This is a genomic window from Halomonas sp. ANAO-440, from assembly GCF_019915905.1.
In the GTDB taxonomy this organism is placed as follows: Bacteria; Pseudomonadota; Gammaproteobacteria; order Pseudomonadales; family Halomonadaceae; genus Halomonas; species Halomonas chromatireducens.
The window spans coordinates 40861-63069 of sequence record NZ_JAHXBV010000021.1 but is presented as its reverse complement, the minus strand read 5'-3'; the positions used below and the strand labels follow the sequence as shown (position 1 = coordinate 63069).

20 protein-coding genes are annotated in these 22209 nt (G+C 63.3%); 17 read left to right on the top strand and 3 right to left on the bottom strand.

Annotated elements, in window-relative coordinates; all coding sequences use genetic code 11:
• Position 1 precedes the first annotated feature (1 nt).
• The 5 genes from KZO25_RS15035 to KZO25_RS15015 are packed head-to-tail and all read left to right on the top strand — an operon-like array spanning position 2 to position 2888.
• Positions 2–328 carry a YbaB/EbfC family nucleoid-associated protein gene (locus KZO25_RS15035; protein ID WP_066449904.1) on the top strand — a complete coding sequence of 109 codons (327 nt, stop codon included), beginning with the start codon at positions 2–4 and terminating at the stop codon, positions 326–328.
• Between the two features lie 3 nt (positions 329–331).
• The gene (gene recR, locus KZO25_RS15030; protein ID WP_223137576.1) at positions 332–940 is read left to right on the top strand and encodes a recombination mediator RecR; all 609 of its coding nucleotides are present in this window, start codon (positions 332–334) and stop codon (positions 938–940) included.
• A gap of 29 nt (positions 941–969) precedes the next feature.
• Entirely contained in the window at positions 970–2100 is a 1131-nt protein-coding gene (rnd, locus tag KZO25_RS15025; RefSeq protein WP_223137575.1) for a ribonuclease D, read from the top strand.
• Positions 2097–2408 (top strand): YcgL domain-containing protein, encoded by a 312-nt coding sequence (locus KZO25_RS15020; protein WP_066449895.1) that lies wholly within the window; start codon positions 2097–2099, stop codon positions 2406–2408. The genes rnd and KZO25_RS15020 overlap by 4 nt, the downstream gene beginning before the upstream one ends.
• 30 nt (positions 2409–2438) lie before the next feature.
• Positions 2439–2888 carry a YcgN family cysteine cluster protein gene (locus tag KZO25_RS15015; protein ID WP_066452349.1) on the top strand — a complete coding sequence of 150 codons (450 nt, stop codon included), beginning with the start codon at positions 2439–2441 and terminating at the stop codon, positions 2886–2888.
• A 45-nt stretch (positions 2889–2933) separates the two neighbouring features.
• Here the strand turns inward: KZO25_RS15015 and KZO25_RS15010 are convergent, their stop codons facing one another.
• The gene (locus KZO25_RS15010; protein WP_223137574.1) at positions 2934–5048 is read right to left on the bottom strand and encodes a S9 family peptidase; all 2115 of its coding nucleotides are present in this window, start codon (positions 5046–5048) and stop codon (positions 2934–2936) included.
• 86 nt (positions 5049–5134) lie between these two features.
• On the opposite strand from KZO25_RS15010, the gene KZO25_RS15005 reads away from it, so the two are divergent.
• From KZO25_RS15005 to KZO25_RS14965, 9 genes are all read left to right on the top strand, one after another.
• Positions 5135–5584 (top strand): hypothetical protein, encoded by a 450-nt coding sequence (locus KZO25_RS15005; RefSeq protein ID WP_066449888.1) that lies wholly within the window; start codon positions 5135–5137, stop codon positions 5582–5584.
• 22 nt (positions 5585–5606) lie between these two features.
• The gene (locus tag KZO25_RS15000) at positions 5607–7472 is read left to right on the top strand and encodes a vWA domain-containing protein (RefSeq protein WP_223137573.1); all 1866 of its coding nucleotides are present in this window, start codon (positions 5607–5609) and stop codon (positions 7470–7472) included.
• The gene (locus KZO25_RS14995) at positions 7465–8265 is read left to right on the top strand and encodes a class II glutamine amidotransferase (RefSeq protein WP_223137572.1); all 801 of its coding nucleotides are present in this window, start codon (positions 7465–7467) and stop codon (positions 8263–8265) included. The genes KZO25_RS15000 and KZO25_RS14995 overlap by 8 nt, the downstream gene beginning before the upstream one ends.
• Before the next feature lie 239 nt (positions 8266–8504).
• Positions 8505–10190, top strand: coding sequence for an AMP-binding protein (locus KZO25_RS14990; protein ID WP_223137571.1), 1686 nt, complete (start codon positions 8505–8507; stop codon positions 10188–10190).
• Between the two features lie 117 nt (positions 10191–10307).
• On the top strand, positions 10308–14327 hold the full coding sequence (hrpA, locus tag KZO25_RS14985) for an ATP-dependent RNA helicase HrpA (RefSeq protein ID WP_223137570.1): 4020 nt from the start codon (positions 10308–10310) through the stop codon (positions 14325–14327).
• A 151-nt stretch (positions 14328–14478) separates the two neighbouring features.
• A complete protein-coding gene (locus tag KZO25_RS14980) occupies positions 14479–15600 on the top strand; it encodes a beta-ketoacyl-ACP synthase III (protein WP_223137569.1) in 1122 nt (373 codons plus the stop codon).
• Positions 15601–15639: 39 nt separating this feature from the next.
• A complete protein-coding gene (locus KZO25_RS14975; protein WP_223137568.1) occupies positions 15640–16419 on the top strand; it encodes a VacJ family lipoprotein in 780 nt (259 codons plus the stop codon).
• Between the two features lie 10 nt (positions 16420–16429).
• On the top strand, positions 16430–17632 hold the full coding sequence (locus KZO25_RS14970; RefSeq protein WP_066449872.1) for a PP2C family protein-serine/threonine phosphatase: 1203 nt from the start codon (positions 16430–16432) through the stop codon (positions 17630–17632).
• Positions 17622–18131, top strand: a complete 510-nt coding sequence (locus tag KZO25_RS14965) for an STAS domain-containing protein (RefSeq protein WP_066449869.1) — start codon at positions 17622–17624, stop codon at positions 18129–18131. The genes KZO25_RS14970 and KZO25_RS14965 overlap by 11 nt, the downstream gene beginning before the upstream one ends.
• A 108-nt stretch (positions 18132–18239) precedes the next feature.
• Here the strand turns inward: KZO25_RS14965 and tal are convergent, their stop codons facing one another.
• Entirely contained in the window at positions 18240–19181 is a 942-nt protein-coding gene (gene tal, locus KZO25_RS14960) for a transaldolase (protein WP_223137567.1), read from the bottom strand.
• Between the two features lie 143 nt (positions 19182–19324).
• Between tal and KZO25_RS14955 the strand changes: the two genes are divergently transcribed.
• The 3 genes from KZO25_RS14955 (at position 19325) to KZO25_RS14945 (ending at position 21693) form a co-directional block, all read left to right on the top strand.
• Positions 19325–20509 (top strand): Bcr/CflA family multidrug efflux MFS transporter, encoded by a 1185-nt coding sequence (locus KZO25_RS14955; RefSeq protein WP_066449864.1) that lies wholly within the window; start codon positions 19325–19327, stop codon positions 20507–20509.
• Positions 20502–21236 (top strand): sulfite exporter TauE/SafE family protein, encoded by a 735-nt coding sequence (locus tag KZO25_RS14950; protein WP_223137566.1) that lies wholly within the window; start codon positions 20502–20504, stop codon positions 21234–21236. The genes KZO25_RS14955 and KZO25_RS14950 overlap by 8 nt, the downstream gene beginning before the upstream one ends.
• Before the next feature lie 106 nt (positions 21237–21342).
• Entirely contained in the window at positions 21343–21693 is a 351-nt protein-coding gene (locus KZO25_RS14945) for a metalloregulator ArsR/SmtB family transcription factor (RefSeq protein ID WP_083517731.1), read from the top strand.
• Between the two features lie 19 nt (positions 21694–21712).
• On the opposite strand, the gene KZO25_RS14940 is transcribed toward KZO25_RS14945, so the two are convergent.
• A complete protein-coding gene (locus KZO25_RS14940; RefSeq protein WP_223137565.1) occupies positions 21713–22201 on the bottom strand; it encodes a peptidylprolyl isomerase in 489 nt (162 codons plus the stop codon).
• Positions 22202–22209 lie beyond the last annotated feature (8 nt).

The following is a 22209-nucleotide window of genomic DNA, read 5'->3' as shown; positions in this document are numbered from 1 at the left end:
CATGATGAAAGGTGGAATGGGCAACCTGATGAAGCAGGCCCAGGAGATGCAGGAAAAGATGCAGCGCGCTCAGGAAGAGGTTGCCAAGGCCGAGGTGACCGGTGAAGCGGGTGCTGGCATGGTCAAGGTGACCATGAATGGTCGCCATGACGTGAGCAAGGTCGATATCGACCAGAGCGTCATGGAGGAGGACAAGGAGCTGCTCGAGGACCTGCTGGCGGCTGCGGTGAACGATGCCGTGCGCAAGGTGGAAGTCAGCTCCCGTGCGAAGATGGAGGAGGCGACGGCGGGGCTTAATCTGCCGCCGGGCTTCAAGATGCCCTTCTAAGCGATGAGCTTTTCTCCCCTTGTCGAGAGACTGATGGAGTCGCTGCGCGTCCTGCCCGGCGTCGGCCCCAAGACCGCGCAGCGCATGGCCATGCATCTGCTCGAGCGTGACCGTGACGGCGGTCGTCGCCTGGCAGCGGTGCTGGAGCAGGCGCTGGAAGAGGTCGGCTACTGCCGGCGCTGCCGCACGCTCACGGAAGAAGAGATCTGCTCCATCTGTTCCAGCGGACGGCGAGATGACTCATTGCTCTGTGTGGTGGAGTCTCCCGCCGACCAGCTGGCCATCGAGGAGGCCGGTGGCTACCGCGGGCGCTATTTTGTGCTCCATGGCCATCTGTCGCCGTTGGATGGCATCGGCCCGGAAGATATCGGCCTGGAACAGCTCGAAGCGCGTGTGGCCGAGGGCGGGGTAGTGGAGGTTATCCTGGCAACCAATCCAACCGTGGAGGGCGAAGCGACGGCTCACTACATCGCCGCTCAACTGACCGAGCGATATGGGGTGTCGCTGTCACGGCTTGCCTATGGCATGCCCATGGGTGGCGAGCTGGAATACGTCGATGGTGGTACGCTCAGCCGCGCGTTCAATGGTCGCCTGCCGTTTCGCGGCGACTGATTCACTTCCCTAAACTGCCGGATGACTGCATGTCCCTGACCCCCGAGATACACTGGATCGATACGCCCGAGGCGCTCGACGCCGCCTGTGCCCTAGTCGCGGATGCCTCGGTCATTGCACTGGATACCGAGTTCTTCCGCGAGAAGACCTTTCATCCAGTGCCGGCGCTCATCCAGTTCTCCGCCGGCGGTCCGGCCTGGTTGATCGACCCCCTTGCCGTGGACTGCACCGACGCCTTCCGCCGCCTGCTGAGCGAAGGGCCGCTCAAGCTGTTGCACGCCAGCAGCGAGGATCTGGAAGTGCTGGCTCATTGGGCAGGCGGGGCGGTGGCGCCACTGGTCGATACCCAGATCGCCCAATCCCTGCTGGGAGAAAATGCTGCCATGGGCTATCAGCGTCTGGTCGAGCACTGGACCGGTGAAGTGCTGCCCAAGGATGAGACGCGCTCCGACTGGCTGGTACGTCCGCTGAGCGAATCCCAGTGCCTCTATGCGGCCCTGGACGTGGTCTTTCTGCTCAAGGTCTGGGAGCACCAGCGAGAGGCTCTCGATCGGTTGGGGCGCATGGAATGGCTGCAGGCCGACTGCAGCGAGCTGGTGGCCCAGGCGTTACGCAGTGAAGGGGCGGATGGGCAGTGGTATCTCCGAAATCGCCAGCTGTGGCGGCTCTCGCCTCGTCAGATAGAGGCCTACCGTCTGTTGACGATATGGCGGGAAGGCGAGGCACGGCGTCGCAACCTGCCGCGGGGGTGGCTGGTCAATGACCGAGTCCTCCATGGCATCGCCGAGCGCATGCCCGAGAACCGTTACCAGTTGGCCGAAGTCGAAGATATCAAGCCGGGGCTGATCAAGCGCGACGGTGACACCTTCCTTTCGCTGGTGAAACAGGCTCGGGAGGCAGAGGGTGAAACCCTCCCCCCCGAGTTGCCTTCCCCCATGGATCCGGCCTTCAAGCGACGTCTCAAGGCGCTAAAGCGGGTGGTCAACGGTGAGGCTGAGCGGCTGGGCCTGGCGCCGGAGGTGTTGCTGCGCCGCCGCGAGCTCGAGGCCATGGTGACCGCGGACCTGAAGGGGGAGGTACTGCCCTTGCCGGGTGGGTGGCGGGGCGAGTGCCTTGCCGAGGCCCTTGAAAATGTGCTCTCCGAGGTGAATGCGTCATGACCGATGATCGTATGAAAGGCGACAAGCTGCTGTGCGAGATCTTCAAGAGTTCTCGCAAGGAGGAGATGTATCTCTACGTGGACAAGCGCCAGGGCTTGAAGGAGGTACCCGAGGCATTGCTCGAACGCTTCGGCAAGCCGGTTTCGACCATGACGCTTATCCTGACGGTGGACAAGCCGATGGCACGCGCCAAGGCGAGCGATGTCATCGCGGCCATTCGCGAGAAGGGGTATTACTTCCAGATGCCGCCGGCCAAGGAGGAGTATCTGATGGATCTGTATCGGACTCCCACCGAGGCACGCTATTGAGCGTTCGGCCGGCGGCCTGGAGGCGCCATGATGCGTGAACGATTCTGGGAGCACTACCCGCTCGAGGAGCTCACCGCTGAAGAGTGGGAGGCCCTGTGCGACGGCTGCGGCCAGTGCTGCCTGCTCAAGTTCCAGGACGACGACACCGGTGACCTGGCCGTCCTGGGCGTGGCCTGTGAGTTGCTCGATATCCATAGCTGCCGCTGCAGCGACTATGCCAATCGCCAAGCCCGGGTGCCGGACTGTGAGCGGCTGACGCCGCAGCGCATCGACGAATTTCGCTGGTTGCCCAGGTCCTGTGCCTATCGCCGTGTGGCGGAGGGGCGCAAGCTGGCAGGCTGGCATCCGCTGATTTCCGGAGACCCGGAGCGGGTCCACCGCAAGGGAGTCAGCGTGCGCAGCTTTGCCATCTCCCATCGGGATGTGCCGGAAGAACAGCTGGAAGATCATATCATCGCTATCCTTCCGATTGACGGCTGATCGCCCCTCCAGTCCCGCCTGGAATTCGTTGGTTCTGCAAGCCTTTCAACCCCCCTGCGTATTCCTGGCAGCCAGCCCCAGCGCCCAGAGAATGAAGGCATCCTGGCGGGCATTGTCGTGCCATGCCTTGAACCGGCCAGAGGCGCCGCCATGGCCGGCATCCATGTCGGTGCGAAGCAGCACGGGCCCGCGGGCCGAACCCAGCTCGGTGACGCGAGCGTAGAGCTTGGCGGGCTCCCAGTAGGGCACCCGGGAGTCGTGCCAGCTGCCCTGAAGGAACAGGGCCGGGTAGGGCTGGGCAGAAAGGTTGTCGAGGGGGGAGTAGCTGCGGATATGTCGACGCATGTCCGGGATATCGGGGTTGCCCCACTCCGTGTACTCGGCTGTTGTCAGCGGCAGGTCAGGGTTTTCCATGGTGCGCAGGACATCGACGAAGGGCACGTCCAGAACTGCGGCGCAGAAGGCTTCGGGGGCCAGGTTTAGGCTGGCGCCCACCAGTAGGCCTCCTGCACTGGCGCCGTATGCCGCGATGCGCTCCCCATCGCTGAAGCCCTGATCGACCAGGGCATTTCGGGCGGCCAGGAAGTCACGGAAGCTGTTCTCCTTGTGCTCCATCTTGCCGGCGAGATACCAGGGCTCACCGCGGTCGCCGCCGCCGCGAACATGGGCAACGGCAAATGCCATGCCGCGGCTGAGCAGCTCGAGGCGGGCCACCGAGAACCAGGGGTCGAGCACCTCGCCATAGGCCCCATAGCCGTAGAGCAGCGTGGGAAGCGGCCGCCCGGCCAGGTCGGCACGCATCACCACCGAGACGGGGATGCGTTCGCCATCGTGGGCCGTGGCCCAGATTCGCTGACAAGCGAGATCGTTGGGCTGCAGGTCGCCATGGATCGCCTGGGTCTTCACTACCCGGCGTTCGCCACTGTCCAGTTCGTGCTCGAGCCAGCGAACCGGCATGACGAAGGATTCTTCACGCAAGCGCAGGCGGCGGCTGGCGAAGTGAGGCACATCCCCCAGCATCAGGCTGCAAGGGGACTCGGGCAGTGGCAGCCGTTCATCACGTGTTGCGACATGATGTTGATCGAGTTCGATGATACGCACATGGACCTGCGCTTCATTGTGGTCGCGTTCGGTGACTACCAGACCCCAGGCAAAGGCATCGATGCCCTCAAGCGTGGCCTCGTCGCGGTGTGCTACCAGTGGCTGCCAGGCACCATCGGGCTGGGCTTCGTCCAGCCTGTCCAGGCGGAAGTGCGGGGCGTCACGGTTATGCAGGACGTAGAAGTGGCCGGGGCGGTGTTCAACGCCGTACTCCACGCCTTTTTCTCGTGGCCGGAAGCAGCGAGGAGCGGCGGTGGGGTCCCTGGCGGGGACCAGATGGCATTCGCTGGTGTCCTTGGAGGCGCTGTCCAGCACCAGCCACTCCCGTGAGCGTGTCTTGCCCAGGCCGACCCAGAACTCTGGATCCGCTTCCTGCAGCATGCATATCGGCTCATCCGCCCGGGGGGCGACGCCGGCATCCAGGCGTAGGGGCAACCGCCAGATGCTGTCCGGGCGCTGGGTCGCATCGAACCGGGTGAAGAGCAGCGTACGATTATCCTCCGCCCAGCTCAGTTCCGAGGCGATGTCATCGAGCAGGGCAACCGGCTCGCCGTGTGGCAGGTGCTTGATATAGAGTGTGTAGCGCTCATCTCCGCTGATATCCTCGGTCCAGGCAAGCCAGCACTCGTCCGGCGACAGTGCCATATCGCCGAGTTCGAGGAACCGCTGCTGCTCCGCCCGGGCATGCAGGTCGAGAAAGGGGACGGCGTCCTGCTCGCGGCCGTTGGGGTGGCGCCACCAGACCGGGTAGTCGGCATCGGCCGCCGTCTCGCTCCAGTAGGTGTGATGGTCCAGTGCCGTTCGCAGGCCATGGACCGCCAGCTCCCGGCGCGCAAGGTGGCCGTGGTAGAGGCGCTCCACCAGGCCGTCGAGTGGCATCAGCCAGGCGCGGGATTCCCGGTTGGCCGCCTCGAGGAAGGCGCTGACGTCAGGGTCGTCACGATTCTCCAGCCAGTGCCATTCTGGATCGTCGGTTCGACGAAAACGGCTGACGGGGGAAGGGGGGTGTCCATCGGCTGACAACGCATCGCTGGTGTTACGGGGTAGCTGTGCTTTCATTGGGTCGCGTGTACCATACTCTATAACGAATTCCATCCTGTGCGGTCCGTCTCTTGGCGGGCCGTGGCGCTGAAAATGAGGTATCGATGCTGACGACCGATTCGATGTCCCTACTATGGCTGACCTATCTGGGTTTGTCGCTGGTGATACTCGTCACCGGCTATCTGGGATTGGCCTTCCTGCCGCGCATTTTACGCCTGCCGATCACCTGGGCGGTGGCGGGCATACTCTGGGTGCCTACTCGCTTCCGCTTGCCGCTGGTGGAGGAAGGTGAATTCTATACCGGGATGGCGCCGGCCGTGGTGGTGGCAGCCGTTGCCTTTCTTGAACGCAATAGCGCGGCCATGATGTCATCCGCGCTACTGGTGGCGGCCGGCGCCGGCCTGGGCATCGCCGTTGGGTTACTGCAATGGTGGATGTTGCGGCCGGCCGATGAGTATGCACAAATCGACGATGACGATAACAATGGGCGTGATGGCCGCGACGGAAGACAATCCCGTGAGCCGCGCGAGCGCCGTGAGCCGATGATCGGCTAGGGAGCCCCCGATGGGGAGGGTGTTGCATAAGAGTTGGCTTTGGCTGGCAGTGCTGCTGGGTCCAGCGTTGCTGTCGGGTAGCCTTCCTGCGGCCCCTCTGGAGGAGCGGCCGGACGTCAGGGTGATCATCGACGTTTCCGGCAGCATGCGCCATAACGATCCGGAGCAGCTGGCGGCGGAAGCGCTGGAATTGCTGGTGGCCTTGCTACCCAGCGGGGCGAGAGCCGGCGTCTGGACCTTCGGTGAGCGTGTGGAGAATCCACTCCCCCTGGGGCCGGTGACTTCCGCCTGGCGAGAACAGGCGATGTCGCTGTCGCCCCGGCTGGTGGAGTATCAGCAGTTCACCGACATCGAGTCCGCCATTCGTGAGGCGGCGGCTCCCGAAACCGACGGTCATCGCCATCTGGTGCTGCTGACCGATGGAGTGATCGACCTGTCCCCGAGGCTCGGTGCCAAGCCGGGCATCGACGATGTCTCCCGTCGGACACTGCTGGAATCCCTTGGTCCTCGTCTGACCGCCGGTGACGTCGCGATTCATGCCATTGCCTTCTCCGACGAGGCCGACCTGGACCTGGTGGAGCGCCTGTCCCAGCAGACCGGCGGCCTGTCGGCACCGGTCGAGAGCCCCGATGCGCTGCTGGGCGCTTTCCTCAATATCTTCGACCGTATCTTCCCCAGCGATCGCCTGCCTTTGACCGACGATCAATTTCTCGTCGAGCCCGGCCTCGATGGCTTCACTGCCTTGCTGTTTCGCAAAGCGCCGGATGAGGCCGAAGGCCGCGAGCGGGCGCCGGCGGTTCTGATCGCACCGGATGGCAGACGATTCACGGTGGAGGCTCCCCCTGATGGCGCCACCTGGCGAAGCGAATCCCGCTACGACCTGATCCAGGTCCCTGACCCCATGCCGGGGCAGTGGCGCCTGGAAGGGGGGGTGGACAAGGATAGCCGGATCACCATCGTCTCACCATTGAGCCTGCAGACCGGCGGCATACCCGGCACGCTATACCTGGGCTTCGACGTGCCACTGGAAGCCTGGCTGACTCATGACGGGGAGGTGCTGGGCCAGGACGCCCTGCCGGCGCATCTGGAGATGACCGCGATACTGCATGACGACAAGGGTTCGACCCAGTCGGCGGTGGTGCTCGAGCAGGCGGCCGATCGCTTCATCGGGACCTTGCCGGCACCGGCGTTGACCGGAACGGCCCAACTGGTGATTCGAGCCGAGGGGCAGGGATTCAGGCGCCAGCGGATTCAGACAGTCAATGTCCTGCCGGCGATCGCGGCGCGGCATGAGGCGGAGAGTGACCGGGTCCTGCTGACGGCCGAGCATCCGTTGCTGGATCACGACAACACGCGACTGCACGGGCAGTTGCAGGGGGCCCGGCTGGACGCTGAGCCACAGGCGTCGCGGCGCTGGCTGATCGGGCTGCCGGAGCTGGACCCCGGGCTCAGCCAGCCGCTGCTGTTGCGTGCAGAGGTGACGCTCGACGGTGAGACACGTGAGCTGCGTCTGCCCAGGCTGGTGCTTTTTCCCCATAGCGAAACCGCGATCGACCAGGCTGCGGGCCCTGCTGTGCTGGGCATCGAGCGCTTCCATGAGGAGTTGGACCTGGTGCCTGAATCGAGTTCCCCCGCCTCGCAGTCCGGCGGCATGGACCGATTCCTCTCTCTTGTGGAGCGCCTCCCGCGGCTGGCCCAGAGCCAATGGGAAGACTGGCGGCCCATTCTGGACCGACAGATCGAGGCCGGCAGGCAGGACCCGCGTATCTGGGGGCTGGTATTGCTGGTCGCTGTGGTGCTGTTGTTGCTGGGTCTGACCTGGCGGCGCCAGCAGCGGCGCGGGCGGCGACGCTTCACGACGACGCGACGGGAGGAGCCGCATGTGTGAGTTGTTGGGTATGAGTGCCAACGTGCCCACGGATATCTGTTTCAGCTTTACCGGCTTTCTGCACCGTGGCGGCGGCACCGGACCGCATCGGGACGGCTGGGGTATCGCGTTCTACGAAGCGGGAGGCTATCGCGACTTTCGCGACCCGCACCCTTCGGTTCGCTCGCCGATCGCCCGGCTGATCACCGATTACCCGATCAAGTCGCATATCGCCATCAGCCATATTCGCCAGGCAAACGTGGGAGAAGTGCGCCTGGCCAATACTCACCCCTTCACCCGGGAAATGTGGGGGCGCACCTGGTGCTATGCCCATAATGGTCAGCTCGAGGGCTGGCAGGCGCTGCCACTGAGTTTCTATCGCCCGGTGGGCGATACCGACAGCGAGCATGCCTTCTGCTGGCTGCTGGCCGAGCTGCGCCATCGCTTCCCCGATGCCCCTCGGCAGGGCGAGGCACAGGAGCTCTGGCAATGGCTGCATGAGCTCTGTGAGCGGCTGCGCAGCCTGGGCGTCTTCAACTTGCTGTTGGCGGACGGCGAGTACCTTTATACCTATTGCTCCACCAAGCTTGCCCATATCACTCGACGGGCACCCTTCGGCAAGGCCGAGCTTTCCGATGCCGAACTGACGGTGAACTTTGCCGAGCACACCACCACAGCGGACGTGGTATCGGTGGTGGCCACCGAGCCGCTGACCTGCAACGAGGAGTGGGTGCGAATGCAACCGGGCGAGCTTCTGGTCTGGCGCCACGGCAGGATCGAGGCCCGCTTCGGCTGCGATGGGGGCATCGACTGACGGCAAGGCCGGGTCGCTGCGTGGAAGCGGCAATTTGCCTTTTTGTCTTTTATTGCCCAGCTTTGAGAGCAGCAGCTTGCCAATGGGACGGATGGCGTGGAGATGAACGCCTGTTTCAATCGACTGTTTTACAGTGGTGTGGCGCCTGGTATATCGTAGCCGCCTGGCCACAATAAAAACTGTCGATGATCGATGGCGAGCGACCGACCGACGTCGACGATGCTGCGGAGATTATGTTGATGAGTGAGCACGCCAATACCCAGATACTGACTGGCCCCGAATTGAAGGGGATGGAAAATTACCGGTCGCTCATGGATGTCTTCCATGAGGCGGTGAAACGGTTTGGCGACAACCCGGCATTCACCTGCATGGGCCAGACCCTCACCTTCTCGGAACTGGACAAGCTCTCCGGACACTTTGCCGCCTGGCTACAGCATGAAACCGGACTTCAGCCGGGAGACCGCATCGCCATCCAGCTGCCCAATGTGCTGCAATTCCCCGTGGCGGTGTTCGGCGCCATGCGTGCCGGCCTGGTGGTGGTCAATACCAATCCGCTCTATACCGAGCGCGAGATGGCCCACCAGTTCAAGGATTCCGGCGCCAAGGCAATCCTCATTCTCGCCAACATGGCGGACAAGCTCGAGAAGGTGCTCGACCGCACCGATATCGAACATGTGCTGGTCACCGAGCTTGGCGACCTGCACGGGTTCCCCAAGCGCTTCCTGATCAATGCCGTGGTCAAGTATGTCAAGAAGATGGTGCCCGCCTACTCGCTGCCCATGGCGGTGCCGTTTCGCAAGGCGCTGAAGGACGGTGCTTCGCGCAATCATCGCGAGGTCGAGCGTGAACTGGACGATATCGCCGCGCTGCAGTACACCGGCGGCACCACCGGAATGCCCAAGGGCACCATGCTGACCCACTGCAACCTGGTGGCCAACATGCTGCAGGCGGAAGCGGCCATAGGCCCCGGCCTGGACGAGGGCAAGGAGGTGGTGATCGCGCCGCTGCCGGTCTATCACATCTACACCTTCACCGTGAACTGCCTGTTCCTGATGAAGACCGGCAACCACTCGATCCTGATCACCAATCCCCGCGACCTGGACAATTTCGTCAAGGAGCTCAAGAGCATCAAGTTCACGGCCTTCATTGGCCTGAACACGCTGTTCAATGCCCTGTGCAACCGTGACGACTTCCGCAGCCTCGACTTCTCTCGCCTGCACCTGACCATTTCCGGCGGCATGGCGCTGACCAGGGCCTCGGCGGAGCGCTGGAAGGAAGTCACGGGTTGCGATATTGCCGAGGGCTATGGGCTCACCGAGACCTCTCCGGTTGTCAGCTTCAACCCGGTCGATGATATCCAGCTCGGCACCATCGGCAAGCCGGTGGCCGGTACCTCGGTGAAGGTCGTGGATGCCGACGGCAACGACCTGCCGCTGGGCGAGCCCGGTGAACTGTGCGTCAAGGGTCCCCAGGTGATGAAGGGGTATTGGAACCTCGACGAGGAAACCGCCAAGGTGCTCAGCGACGACGGCTGGTTCTCCACCGGTGACATCGCCGTGTTGCAGGAGGATGGCTTCATCAAGATCGTCGATCGCAAGAAGGACATGATCCTGGTGTCGGGTTTCAACGTCTATCCCAACGAGATCGAGGATGTCGTGGCGGCCCACCCCGGCATCGTCGAGTCGGCAGCCGTCGGCGTGCCCGACGAGAGCAGCGGCGAGGCGGTCAAGCTGTTCGTGGTCGCCAAGGACGAGAGCCTCGACGAGCAGAGCCTGCGTGACTGGTGCAAGAAGGAACTGGCCGCCTACAAGGTGCCCAAGTTCGTGGAATTCCGCGATGAACTGCCGAAGACCAACGTCGGCAAGGTGCTGCGTCGCCAGCTGCGCGATGAAGAGCAGGGGAGGCAGGGAGAACAGCAGGCCTGACCTGCCCGGATCGCCGCCAGCTGTCATTAGGCGCGACCCACCGCTGAGCGTTACAATGACCTGCCCGTTCCGGCCCGCCCGGAGCGGGCAGGTTTTTTCCATTTGCGCGAGGATGCCGTGACCACCGCCACCCGTCCAGGTTCAGCCGCCACTGCCCCGGAACACAACGAACTCGACCGCCTCTATCGGGCGCTCGATGCTGTCATGCTGCGTGACCGTGCCGGGCTCGAGCGTCGGCTCGATGGGCTGGCGCGACGCCTGAAAGAGGGCAAGCCGGCTGACCGGGGGCTCGCCGAGGCCGGGCGGGCAGTCGAGCGTTCCTCCGCGCTGGTTGCACGGCGTGAGGCAATGCCGGTGACGCTGGCCTATCCCGACGCCCTGCCGGTGGTCGAGCGGCGCGACGATATTCTTGCCGCCCTGCGCGAGCACCAGGTAGTCGTGGTGGCGGGGGAGACGGGGTCCGGCAAGACCACCCAGCTGCCCAAGCTCTGCCTGGAGTTGGGCCTCGGTCGTCGCGGCCTGGTTGGCCACACCCAGCCGCGCCGGCTGGCGGCACGCTCCGTGGCGACGCGGCTCGCCGAGGAGATGGCCGTGCCCCTGGGCGGTCAGGTGGGTTACCAGGTCCGCTTCACCGACGAGACCGGCGACGACACCCTGATCAAGCTGATGACCGACGGCATCCTGCTGGCCGAGACGCGCCATGATCCGGACCTTAGCCGTTACGAAGCGATCATCATCGACGAGGCCCACGAGCGCAGCCTCAATATCGATTTCCTGCTCGGCTATTTGAAGCGGCTGCTGGCACGACGCCCTGATCTCAAGGTGATCATTACCTCGGCGACCATCGATGTGGAACGCTTCGCCGCGCATTTTGCCCTGCCCAGTGAGGATGGCGAGCCAAGGCCGGCGCCGGTGGTGGAGGTGTCGGGCCGTACCTATCCGGTGGAGGTGCGCTACCGGCCCCTGGTGCGTGACGCTGACGACGAGGCTGACCGCACCCTGCAGGAGGGTATCCTGCATGCGGTGGAGGAGATCGAGGCGGTCGAGCGCGAGAAGCGCTGGTTCCATGGTCCCCGGGATATCCTGATCTTCCTGCCCGGGGAGCGTGAGATCCGTGAGGCGGCGGATACCCTGCGACGTGCCGACCTCAAGGGCACCGAGATACTGCCGCTCTATGCGCGGCTCTCCAACGCCGAGCAGAACCGGGTATTTGCAGCCCACGCCGGGCGCCGCATCGTGCTTGCCACCAATGTTGCCGAGACCTCGCTCACGGTACCGGGCATTCGCTACGTCATCGATCCCGGGCTGGTGCGCATCAGCCGCTACAGCTACAAGTCCAAGATCCAGCGGCTGCCGGTGGAGCCGATCAGCCAGGCCAGTGCCGATCAGCGCAAGGGGCGCTGTGGCCGGGTGGCGGAAGGTGTCTGCATTCGCCTCTATGACGAGGAGGACTTCCTCTCCCGCCCTGGCTTCACCGACCCCGAGATCCGGCGCACCAACCTGGCCTCGGTGATCCTGTCCATGCTGTCGCTGAAGCTGGGTGACATCGAGGATTTCCCCTTCGTCGACCCGCCGGATGCCCGTTTCATCAAGGATGGCTTCCGCCTGCTGTTCGAGCTGGGCGCGGTGGACCAGGCCAACCGGCTGACGCCGCTGGGCCGCAAGCTGAGCCGGCTGCCCATCGACCCCCGCCTGGCCCGAATGGTGCTGGCCGGCGCGGAGCAGGGTGGGCTGCGCGAGGTGCTGGTCGTGGTCTCGGCACTGGCGGTGCAGGATCCCCGCGACCGGCCGGCGGACAAGCGCGAGGCCGCCGATCAGGCCCATCGGCGCTGGCAGGATCCTGACTCCGATTTCGTCGCGCTGCTCAATCTCTGGCATGGCTTCGAGGCGGCGCGCGACGAGTTTTCCGGCAACCGGCTGCGGCGCTGGTGCAAGGAGCACTACCTGAATTACCTGCGCCTGCGCGAATGGCATGACACCTTTCGCCAGTTGCGCCAGCTGCTGCGCGAGATGGAGATCGAGGTACCTCCTCCCATGCGGGCGCCAAATGAGGTCGAGGACGAGCAGGCCAGGGAGCGGGCACATCGCGAGAGCGCCGTGCAGCTTCACAAGGCGCTGCTTCCCGGGTTGCTGTCTCATCTCGGCCTGCTCACAGAGAACCGGGAATACCTGGGCGCGCGCAACCGCAAGTTCTTCATCCACCCCGGGTCGGGGCTGGCCAGGAAATCGCCCAAGTGGTTGATGGCCTTCGAGCTGGTGGAGACGTCGAAGCTGTTTGCCCGCACGGTGGCCAGGATCGAGCCACAGTGGATAGAGCCCCTGGCCGGGCACCTGGTCAGGCGCACCTACAGTGATCCCCACTGGGAAATGAAGCGGGCCCAGGTGGTGGCCAATGAGCAGGTGACCCTGTTCGGGCTGCCCGTCATCTCGGGGCGCAAGGTTCACTATGGCCCCATCGCCCCCGGTGAGGCACGGGAGCTGTTCCTGCGTCGCGCCCTGGTGGAAGGCGAGTTCCGCACACGAGGTGCCTTCTTCGACCACAATCGCGCATTGGTCGAAGAGGTGGAGGGGCTAGAGGATCGGGCACGAAAGCGTGATATTCTGGTCGATGAAGAAACACTGTTCGATTTCTACGATGCCCGCATTCCCGCTGATATATTCAATGGAAAGGGATTCGAGCATTGGCGGCGGCAAGCCGAGCGTGACGACCCCGATATTCTGAAGTTCGACCGTGAGGCACTGCTCGCCCGGGAAGCGGAAGAGATCACCCAGGCACAATACCCCGATGAACTGATGCTGAATGGAGTACGCTATCCACTGAGCTACCGTTTCGAGCCTGGCGCGCCTGACGACGGCGTGACCTTGACGGTACCGGCTGCCATGTTGCCCCAGCTGCCACTGGCACGGCTGGAGTGGCTGGTGCCGGGCCTGTTGCGCGACAAGTGCATTGCGCTGCTGAAGTCGCTGCCCAAGTCGCTGCGTCGCCAGGTGGTGCCGATACCCGACTGGGTGGATGCGGCCCTCGAGGCACTGGTGCCCGACGACATTCCCTTGACCGAGGCCCTGGGCGAGTTCCTGCGCCGCAAGACCGGTGCGCGGGTCCACCCGGATGACTGGCGTACGGAGCAGCTCGAGCCTCATCTGATCATGAACCTGAAGGTGGTCGATCACGAGGGGAAGGCGCTGGGCGAGGGTCGCGATGCCAGGGCTCTTGAGCGTCGTTTCGAGGCGGCCGCCGGGGAAGGCGCCAGGGCCCTTGCCGCGGAAGCCAGTGCCGCCGAGGCGGTCACGGACCTGCCCATGGAGGCGCTGCCGCCCTCGCGTGTGACCACGCAGGCCGGTATCCGGGTCGAGGCCTATCCTGCGCTGGTGCCCGATGGCGATGCCTTTCGCGTCGAACTCTTCGACCATCCGGACAAGGCCGAGTGGGCGCATCGCACCGGGGTGGCGCGGCTTGCCATGGCGAGACTGCCTGAGCAGGTCAGGGCCATCGAGCGGCTGTCCGGACTCAACACCTGTGCGCTGCTGTTTGCCAAGGTCGGCAGCAAGCGGCAGCTCAACGAGGACGTGGTGGAAGCCGTATTCACCCAGGTGCTGGCCATGTCGCCCCTGCCTCGCTCGCGGGAGGAACTGGCGTCTCGAATCAGCCGCTCCGCCGCAGAGCTTGTGCCGCATGCCGAAACCCTGGTCGCTACCCTGCAGGCCGGACTCGAAGGGCACCTGGCAGTGACCAAGGCGTTGAAGGGCAATCTCAGCCTGGCGTTGGCGCTGGTTTACAGTGATATCAAGGCCCAGATGCAGCGTCTTGTCCATCCAGGCTTCGTGGGTGAGGCGGGTGACTGGCTCTTTGAGTATCCACGCTACATGGAAGCCGCCCTGCTTCGCCTGGAGAAGGCGCCACGGGAGCGCATGCGCGACCAGATGCACATGCAGATGGTGCAGGACTTCGAGGCGCGTCTGGCGGCCCGGCGTGAGAGCCAGCGGCGTGGTGGACACGAAGCCCCGGAGCTGGTCGAGTTCGGCTGGTGGATCGAGGAGCTGCGTGTCTCCCTGTTCGCACAGCAACTCGGCACCCGGATGCCGGTCTCCACCAAGCGGCTGGAGCGACGCTGGGCCGAATTGACAGGTACTAATTGACAGGTACGAATTGACAGGTACAAGGCCGACCGGCGGCTGATGATAGCGGCAGGGTGGGGCCAGCAGGGCGAGGCCCAGGACAATGGGGCATCGGCGAGGCCGGTGTCCGTCACAGAACAGGCGGCCAGGTGGTCGCATGAGGGAGAACACCATGACAGACGTCGTGATCACCGGCACGGGTCTATTCACGCCGGAGCACGCCATCGACAATGACGCCCTGGTGGCGTCTTTCAATCGCTGGGTCGATGCGGAAAACGGCCGCAATGCAGCTGCCATCGAGGCTGGCGATCAAGTGCCATTGGCGCACTCCAGTAGCGAGTTCATCGTCAAGGCCTCCGGTATACATAGCCGCTACGTGATGGATGCCGAGGGCATTCTCGATATCGAGCGCATGCGTCCGCACCTGCCGCAACGGGGCAACGACGAGCCGTCGATCCAGTGCGAAATGGGTCTGACGGCTGCTCGCCAGGCCCTTGCAGCCGCCGGTGTTGAAGCCAGCGACATCGGGCTGGTCATCGTCGCCTGCTCCAACCTGGAGCGCCCCTACCCGGCGGTGGCGGTGGAGCTGCAGGCGGCACTGGGCGCCACCGGCTGCGCCTTCGACATGAACGTGGCCTGCTCGTCGGCCACCTTCGCCATCGACATGGCCAGCAATGCGATTCGCTCCGGAAACGTGAAGCGGGCGCTGGTGGTCAGCCCCGAAATCTGTTCGGCGCATCTCAACTTCCGTGACCGGGACAGCCATTTCATCTTCGGCGATGCCTGTACCGCCGTGGTGCTCGAGGACGCGGAGCTGGCAACCGCAGAGGTACGCTTCGAGATCCTCGGCACACGCCTGGTGACACGCTTCTCGAATGCCATCCGCAACAATGCCGGTTTTCTCAATCGGGTCACCGACGCGGATCCGCGTGCGGTCGACAAGCTGTTCGTGCAGGAGGGACGCCGCGTATTCAAGGAGGTTTGTCCCATGGTGGCGGCCCTGATCGGCGACCACCTGGCCAGCCTCGAGCTCTCCGGCAGCGATCTTTCACGGCTGTGGCTGCATCAGGCCAACCGCCACATGAACGACCTGATTGCGCGCCGTGTGCTGGGGCACGATCCCGATGCCAGCCAGGCGCCTATCATCCTTGATCGCTATGCCAATACCAGTTCGGCAGGCTCCATCATCGCCTTCCATCTGCATCATGCCGACCTGGCGCCGGGGGCACTGGGGGTAGTCTGCTCCTTTGGAGCCGGGTACAGTGCCGGCTGCGTGGTGGTGCGTCGCCAATGATGCTGACACCCCGGTTATCCATGAAAGGAGTCTCTCGCGATGGGCAATAAACGGACCGGCTCCGTCACAGGGCTCCTGGTCGCCTTGATGACAATGGTCATGCTGGCCGGCTGTGCCAGCAACATACCGGTCGAGGATCGCCATCCGGATGACCCCTGGGAGGGCTTCAATCGCCAGGTGTTCGCCTTCAACGACGCGCTGGATCGTGCGGTTCTCAAACCGGTTTCACGTGGTTACCGTACCGTCACACCCCAGCCGGTACAGACAGGGGTGGGCAATTTCTTTTCCAACCTCGGTGAGATCCGTACGGCGCTGAACAGCCTGCTCCAGGGCAAGCCCGGCAATGCCGGCATCGCCACCTCGCGCTTCCTGATCAATACCACCGTCGGTATCGGCGGCCTCTGGGACTTTGCGACTCATATGGACATCACCGGACGCGATGAGGATTTCGGCCAGACGCTGGGAGTCTGGGGTGTCGGCGAAGGTCCCTACCTGGTACTGCCTCTCCTGGGGCCGAGTACCGTGCGTGACACTGCCGGGCTGCCGCTTGACACCTATACTTATCCTCTCACTTATGTAGAAGATGACAAGGTGCGCTACGGACTGACCGCGTTGCGGGTAGTGGACATGCGTGCAGGCCTTCTCGATCAGGAAGAGTTGATACGTGGTGACCGCTACGTCTTTATTCGCGATGCCTACCTGCAGCGACGGCGTTTCGAAGTCAGCGACGGGGAGCTGGGCGACGACCCCTTTGCCAGCGATGACTTCGACTTCGATTTTGACGATGCGGACTTCGACGACTCTGATTTCGCCGATTGAGGCCTGATCCATGGATGCACCCAAGCCGTTGATTGGCGTACTCGATGAGCCCGGGGAATATCGTGATGCCCTGGCCGACACCATTGCTCGCGATGGCTTGGCGGTGCTTGCCGCTCAGCGGCTTGAGGACCTTCCTGCCGAGACGTCGCTGGTCGTCGCTCATGCGCGAGCAGTGCCGAGCCTTGCCTGGGCAAGCCTCACCGAGCGTCTGCCCACGGTGGTGGTCAGCGATTCTCGTCTCGATGCTGATCTGCTGACGGCAGTGGACGTTGGACTGGTGGACTATGTCGTCGAGCCCATGCGACATGGGCAGCTGCTGCGGCGGATGATCCGCAAGGCCATCGAGTTGCGTCGGCTCGAGGATGAGAGGAATCTCGATCGCGAGCGCCTGGCCCAGTTGAACCAGCATCTGGAAGAGCTCAATGAGAGCCTTGAGACTCATCTGGCCCTGTTGCGCCTGGACCAGCAGGCCGGGGGCCAGATCCAGCGCAAGCTACTGCCTCCCCATCCCCAGACGCTGGGGGGCATCACCTGCGACTACTGGCTGATGCCGTCGCTCTACCTGTCGGGCGATTTCCTCGACTTCCAGCGCTTTGATAATCGTTTCACGCTGTTCTATTTCGCCGATGTCTCGGGACATGGTGCCTCCTCTGCATTCGTCACCGTTCTGCTAAAGTACCTGTGTAATCGCTGGTTGAATGAGTGGGACGGCAAGCAGCCGGACCGCCTGCCTTCAGACTGGCTGGCGGCGCTCAACCGGGAGCTGCTGGATACCGGAATCGGCAAGCATGCGACCCTGTTCGTTGGCGTGATCGACCATGTCGACCATTGCCTCTACTACTCGCTGGGGGCGCAGCTCCCAAAGCCGCTGCTGGTAGCTGAAGGCATTGCCGTCGAGTTGCCCGGCGAGGGCATGCCGGTTGGTTTGTTTCCTAATGTGGATTATCCACGTTTGAGCTATAGGTTACCGGCTGACTTCACGTTATGGTTGTGCTCAGATGGGATTCTGGAATGCCTGCCGGGCGAGACGCTCGACATGAGGCTCAGGGAGCTGGAGCAACGTATCGTAACTTGTACTACGTTGGAACGACTTCGAGACAGTTTGGCCCTGCACGCTTCCGGTGATATCGATACCGAGGAGGATCTCAGTGGCGAAGAGCTGCCCGATGACCTGACGATCATGATGTTGAGCGGATTTGGCGATGATCATTAATGAGGGCCGCGTAAAGGCAGCGTTCGATTCCGGTGTCTTCGTACTCAAGCTGTGCGGTGACGTGCGGCTCACGCTGTGCGCCACGCTGGACACCCAGGCTCAGCAGCTGGCGGAGACGCCTGGCCTTGAGACGCTGATTATCGATCTGCGTGAGGCAACCAATGTGGATTCCACCGCCCTGGGGTTCCTGGCCAAGGTGGCCATGGCGGTCAAGGACCGCATTCTGTACAAACCCACCATCGTGGTTCACAACCCCGATGTGCAACGCATGCTTGAGGTCATGGGCTTTTCGCAGTTCTTCACCATGATGGAGACGCCCATCACCGAGTCCTGCGCCCTGTGCGAACTCCCCGAAGTACCGGCCGATCTGGAGGAAACCCGGCAGCGCATCATCGAGGCGCACCGTATCCTCATGCGTATGAACGAGCATAATCGAGAGGAATTTCAGCCGCTCGTCGAGATGCTGGAAGCTCAGGAAGACGCTTCAAAACAGCCTTGAACGCAGCTTCTGTTACCATCAGCCGAGCCTAGGCATTCCTCCCGCCAAGGCGCCCATGCCCTGGCGGCGTGCGTTCAGGCTCTCGCTCCTCTCCTGACAACCTTCTTTTCAGTTCTGTTTTCGCAATTCTGCCAGCAGCGCTTCCAGCTTACGCTGGTCGTCGGTGAACTTACGGATCCCCTCTGCCAGCTTCTCGGTTGCCATGGCATCCTCATTGAGAGACCAGCGAAACTCAGCTTCATCCTGGGGTTCCGGGGCCGAGGTTTCGGCATCGATCGGCACCAGGCGGCGCTCGAGGTGACCCTGGGTCTCCGCCAGTTCGCCAAGCAGGGCAGGAGAGATGGTCAGCCGGTCGCAGCCCGCCAGCGCCTGGATCTCGCCCATGTTGCGAAAACTCGCCCCCATGACGATGGTACGGTACCCGTGCCCCTTGTAGTGCTCGTAGATTCGCCTGACCGATTTGACACCGGGGTCGTTGTCCCCGCTGAAGTCGCCATCCGGCCATTCGGCCTTGTGCCAGTCCAGGATGCGTCCGACGAAAGGTGAGACCAGCGTGACGCCGGCATCGGCACAGGCAAGTGCCTGGGTGAAGCTGAAGAGCAGGGTCAGGTTGGTGCGGATACCTTCCCGTTCCAGCTGACGGGCAGCGCGAATGCCTTCCCAGGTGGCTGCGACCTTGATCAGTATGCGTTCGGGAGGAATGCCGTGGCGGTCATAGCGCTCGATCAGGGAGCGCGCACGCGCCAATGTCGCGTCGGTATCGAAGGAGAGCCTGGCGCTGACTTCGGTCGAGACATAGCCGGGCACCAGCGCACTGATCTCACTGCCGATTTCTACCGCCACGGCGTCCAGGGCGTCGTCGATATCGGTGCTGTGGCAGGCAATCTCCGCCAGGCGAGCGCGCCGGTTTTCCTGCTGTGCCGCCTGAAGAATGAGTGACGGATTGGTCGTGGCATCCTGAGGGGTGAAGCGTCTGATCGTGTCGATATCGCCGGTATCGGCAACCACGGTACTCATCTGTTTGAGTTGTGAAAGCAGGTCCTCTGCCATTTTTTCAAGCTCCTGGGGTTGAGTATCCGCTCACTTTAGCAAGCGACCTGCAGTGGTAACAGGGGATGCACGACAGTCGAGCTGACTTGGTCTATCATTAGCAGCCTAGCAAAATGCCGGACATCAACCGACAGGGAGCTGTCTTGAATCTCAATCCTCGACGCGTGGCACTGCTGGTGGCAGCCAATACGGCACTGGCACCGTTCGCCATCGACGCCTATCTGCCCGCGATGTCGGCGCTCGCCGACAGTATCGGGGCCAGCATTCATCATACAGAGCTGTCGATCAGCGTTTTCCTCGCCGGCTTTGCCATCGGTCAACTGCTCTTTGGGCCGCTTTCCGACAGGGTGGGGCGCAAGCCTGTCCTGCTGGGCGGGCTAGTACTATTCCTGCTGGCCAGCCTGGCGATTACCACCATCAGCACGCTGCCTGAGCTGCTTGCCTGGCGTTTCGTCCAGGCGCTGGGAGGCGGTGCCTGCGTGGTCAATTCGGCCGCGATCGTTCGCGACTGCTTCAGTGGTCGCGAGGCGGCGAGCGTGATGTCCACCATGGTCATGATCATGATGGTGGCGCCGCTGGTGGCGCCGGTGGTGGGGAGTGGGTTGCTCTATCTCGCCGACTGGTGGCTGATCTTCGTCTTCCTGGCGGTCTATGCGGCTTTCCTGCTGTGGCTGATGAGTACCCGGCTACCCGAGACCCGGGATCCTGGCCAGCCCGTCGCGTCGTTTCGCCAGGTGCTGGCCAACTATGCGAGTGTCCTGCGCCACCGCGAGGCCATGGGCTACATCTGTGCCGTGGCTGCTTCATTCGGCGGCTTGTTCGCCTTCATCACGGCATCGCCCTATATCTACCTGGAATATTTCGGCCTGTCGCCGGCCATGTACCCGGTGGTGTTCGGGGCGAATGTGCTGGTGATCGCGCTCTCCAATCGGGTGAACATTCATTTGCTGGTTCGTCACTCACCGCAACAGAACCTGCATTTCGGGCTCAGTATTCAACTGGTCGCTGCCATGGCGCTGGCGCTGGCGGCGGCACTGGGCCTTGCAACGCTTCCTGTTGTCGTCCTGCTGGTCATGGTCTATGCCGGCATGATCGGCCTGATCACTCCCAACGCCATGTCCGCACTACTCGATCACTTTGGCCATATGAGCGCCACGGCAACCGCCATGATGGGCGGGATCAAGTTCGGTTCTGCCGCACTTGCCGGCGTCATGGTCGGTATCTTCGAGATCGAGAGCCTGTGGCCCATGGTATTGACCATGCTGCTGGCATCGCTGATCGGCAACCTGGGGTTGCGTCGCCTTGCAGGCAAGCCGGCCCATGCCTGAGGCGCTGGCGTCGTGGCTGGATCTGGACCCCATGGTCTGGCTGGGCAGTGCGCTGGTGCTGATGTTGGGGGCCTTCGTTCAACGTGCCACCGGTTTCGGTCTGGCAGTGATAGGGGCGCCGCTGCTATTGATGCTGGAGCCACGCCTGGTACCGGTCATCCTGGTGCTGTTCGGATTCATGGTCTCGCTCATGATGGTTCGACAGTACTGGCATGAGGTCCGGGTCGGCGAGATTGGCATGGCCTTGGTGGGGCGGCTGCCCGGCAATGGCCTCGGGCTATGGCTGCTGCTCACTGCCCCCATGGTCGTGCTCGAGAAGCTGATTGCCGCCAGCGTGCTTTTCGCCGTGGCGGTGACCCTTTTCCGCTTGCGCTTGCCGGTCAATGGAGCAACCCTTTTTGGCGCCGGTGTGCTATCAGGCATCTTCGGCACCGTGGCTGCCATAGGTGGTCCCCCCATTGTGCTTCTGCTGCATGGGCTCTCACCGGATCGTCTGCGCGGCAACCTGGCGGCGTTCTTTATCATCACGTCACTGCTGACCTTGGCAACGCTGGCGCTCGCGGGTCAAGTGCAGCTGTGGCATCTGTGTTTGGCGTTGACATTTCTGCCGGCGGTACTCGCCGGCAATGCCCTGGCGGACCGAATCGCCCACCGCCTTGATCGCCGCCTGCTTCAGGGAGCATCGCTGTCGCTCTGCACCCTGGCCGCTCTTGGGCTGCTGCTTTGATCGCCCGGGGGCAGAACGGCATACACAGCAAGTGCCCGGTTGAACTGACGCCATGGTCAGGTTGCGGTAAACTGAGTAATAACTCAGAAACCTGGGAAGTACCTTGATCTCTCTGGAACCCAACAAACTGTTTAAATGCCTGGGCGACGAGACCCGCCTGACGCTGACGCTGCTGATCCGCCGTGAAGAGGAGCTCTGCGTCTGCGAAATGACCCACGCCCTGGAGGAATCCCAGCCCAAGATCTCACGGCACCTGGCTCAGTTGCGTACCTGCGGGCTATTGAGTGACAGGCGTGACGGTCAGTGGGTCTACTACAGCCTCTCCGACACGGTCCCCAGCTGGGTCAGTGAAGTGCTGCTGGCGGCCGAGAAGGGCCAGAATCAGCGACTTGTTGACCTGCAGGCGCGCCTGGCCGCCATGGGGAACCGGCCCGATCGTCGCTTGGCGATGTGCTGATCGGATTCACTCGCTGGTGCTACTCTACTTCCACCCAGTGGATCGGCTGGTATTCCAGCTTCCCCTGCACTGGCCGCTTGCCAGGCCGGACCTCCAGGACCCGAAGCTCCCAAGTCGCCATCCTGCCCGCTAGCGGGTGGTTGCCGTCCAGCATGGCGCCGCGTTCGGTCAAGCCCACCACCTTCAGCGAGAATTTCCCCCGCTGCCCGCCCGGTGTCAGCGTCATGCCGACGCGTATATCCCTGTCCTGTGGCAGGTTCTCGCGTACCGCTTCAAAGACCAGTTCGGGGCGGTGAGGGCCATAGGCCTGAGCTGGCGTCAGCGTCACGCCGAGTGTGTCACCGGCCTGGCAGCCTTCCAGTGCGTCCTCGAGAGCCGGCAACATCTGGCCCGTACCATGTATGTAGCGTAGCGGCATTTCCGGTGTCGAGGCCGCCAGGCGCTCGCCATCCTCGTCGGTTACCACGTACTCGGTAGTGACCTCGCACAGGGGGGCGATTCGTGTCATGTGAGATT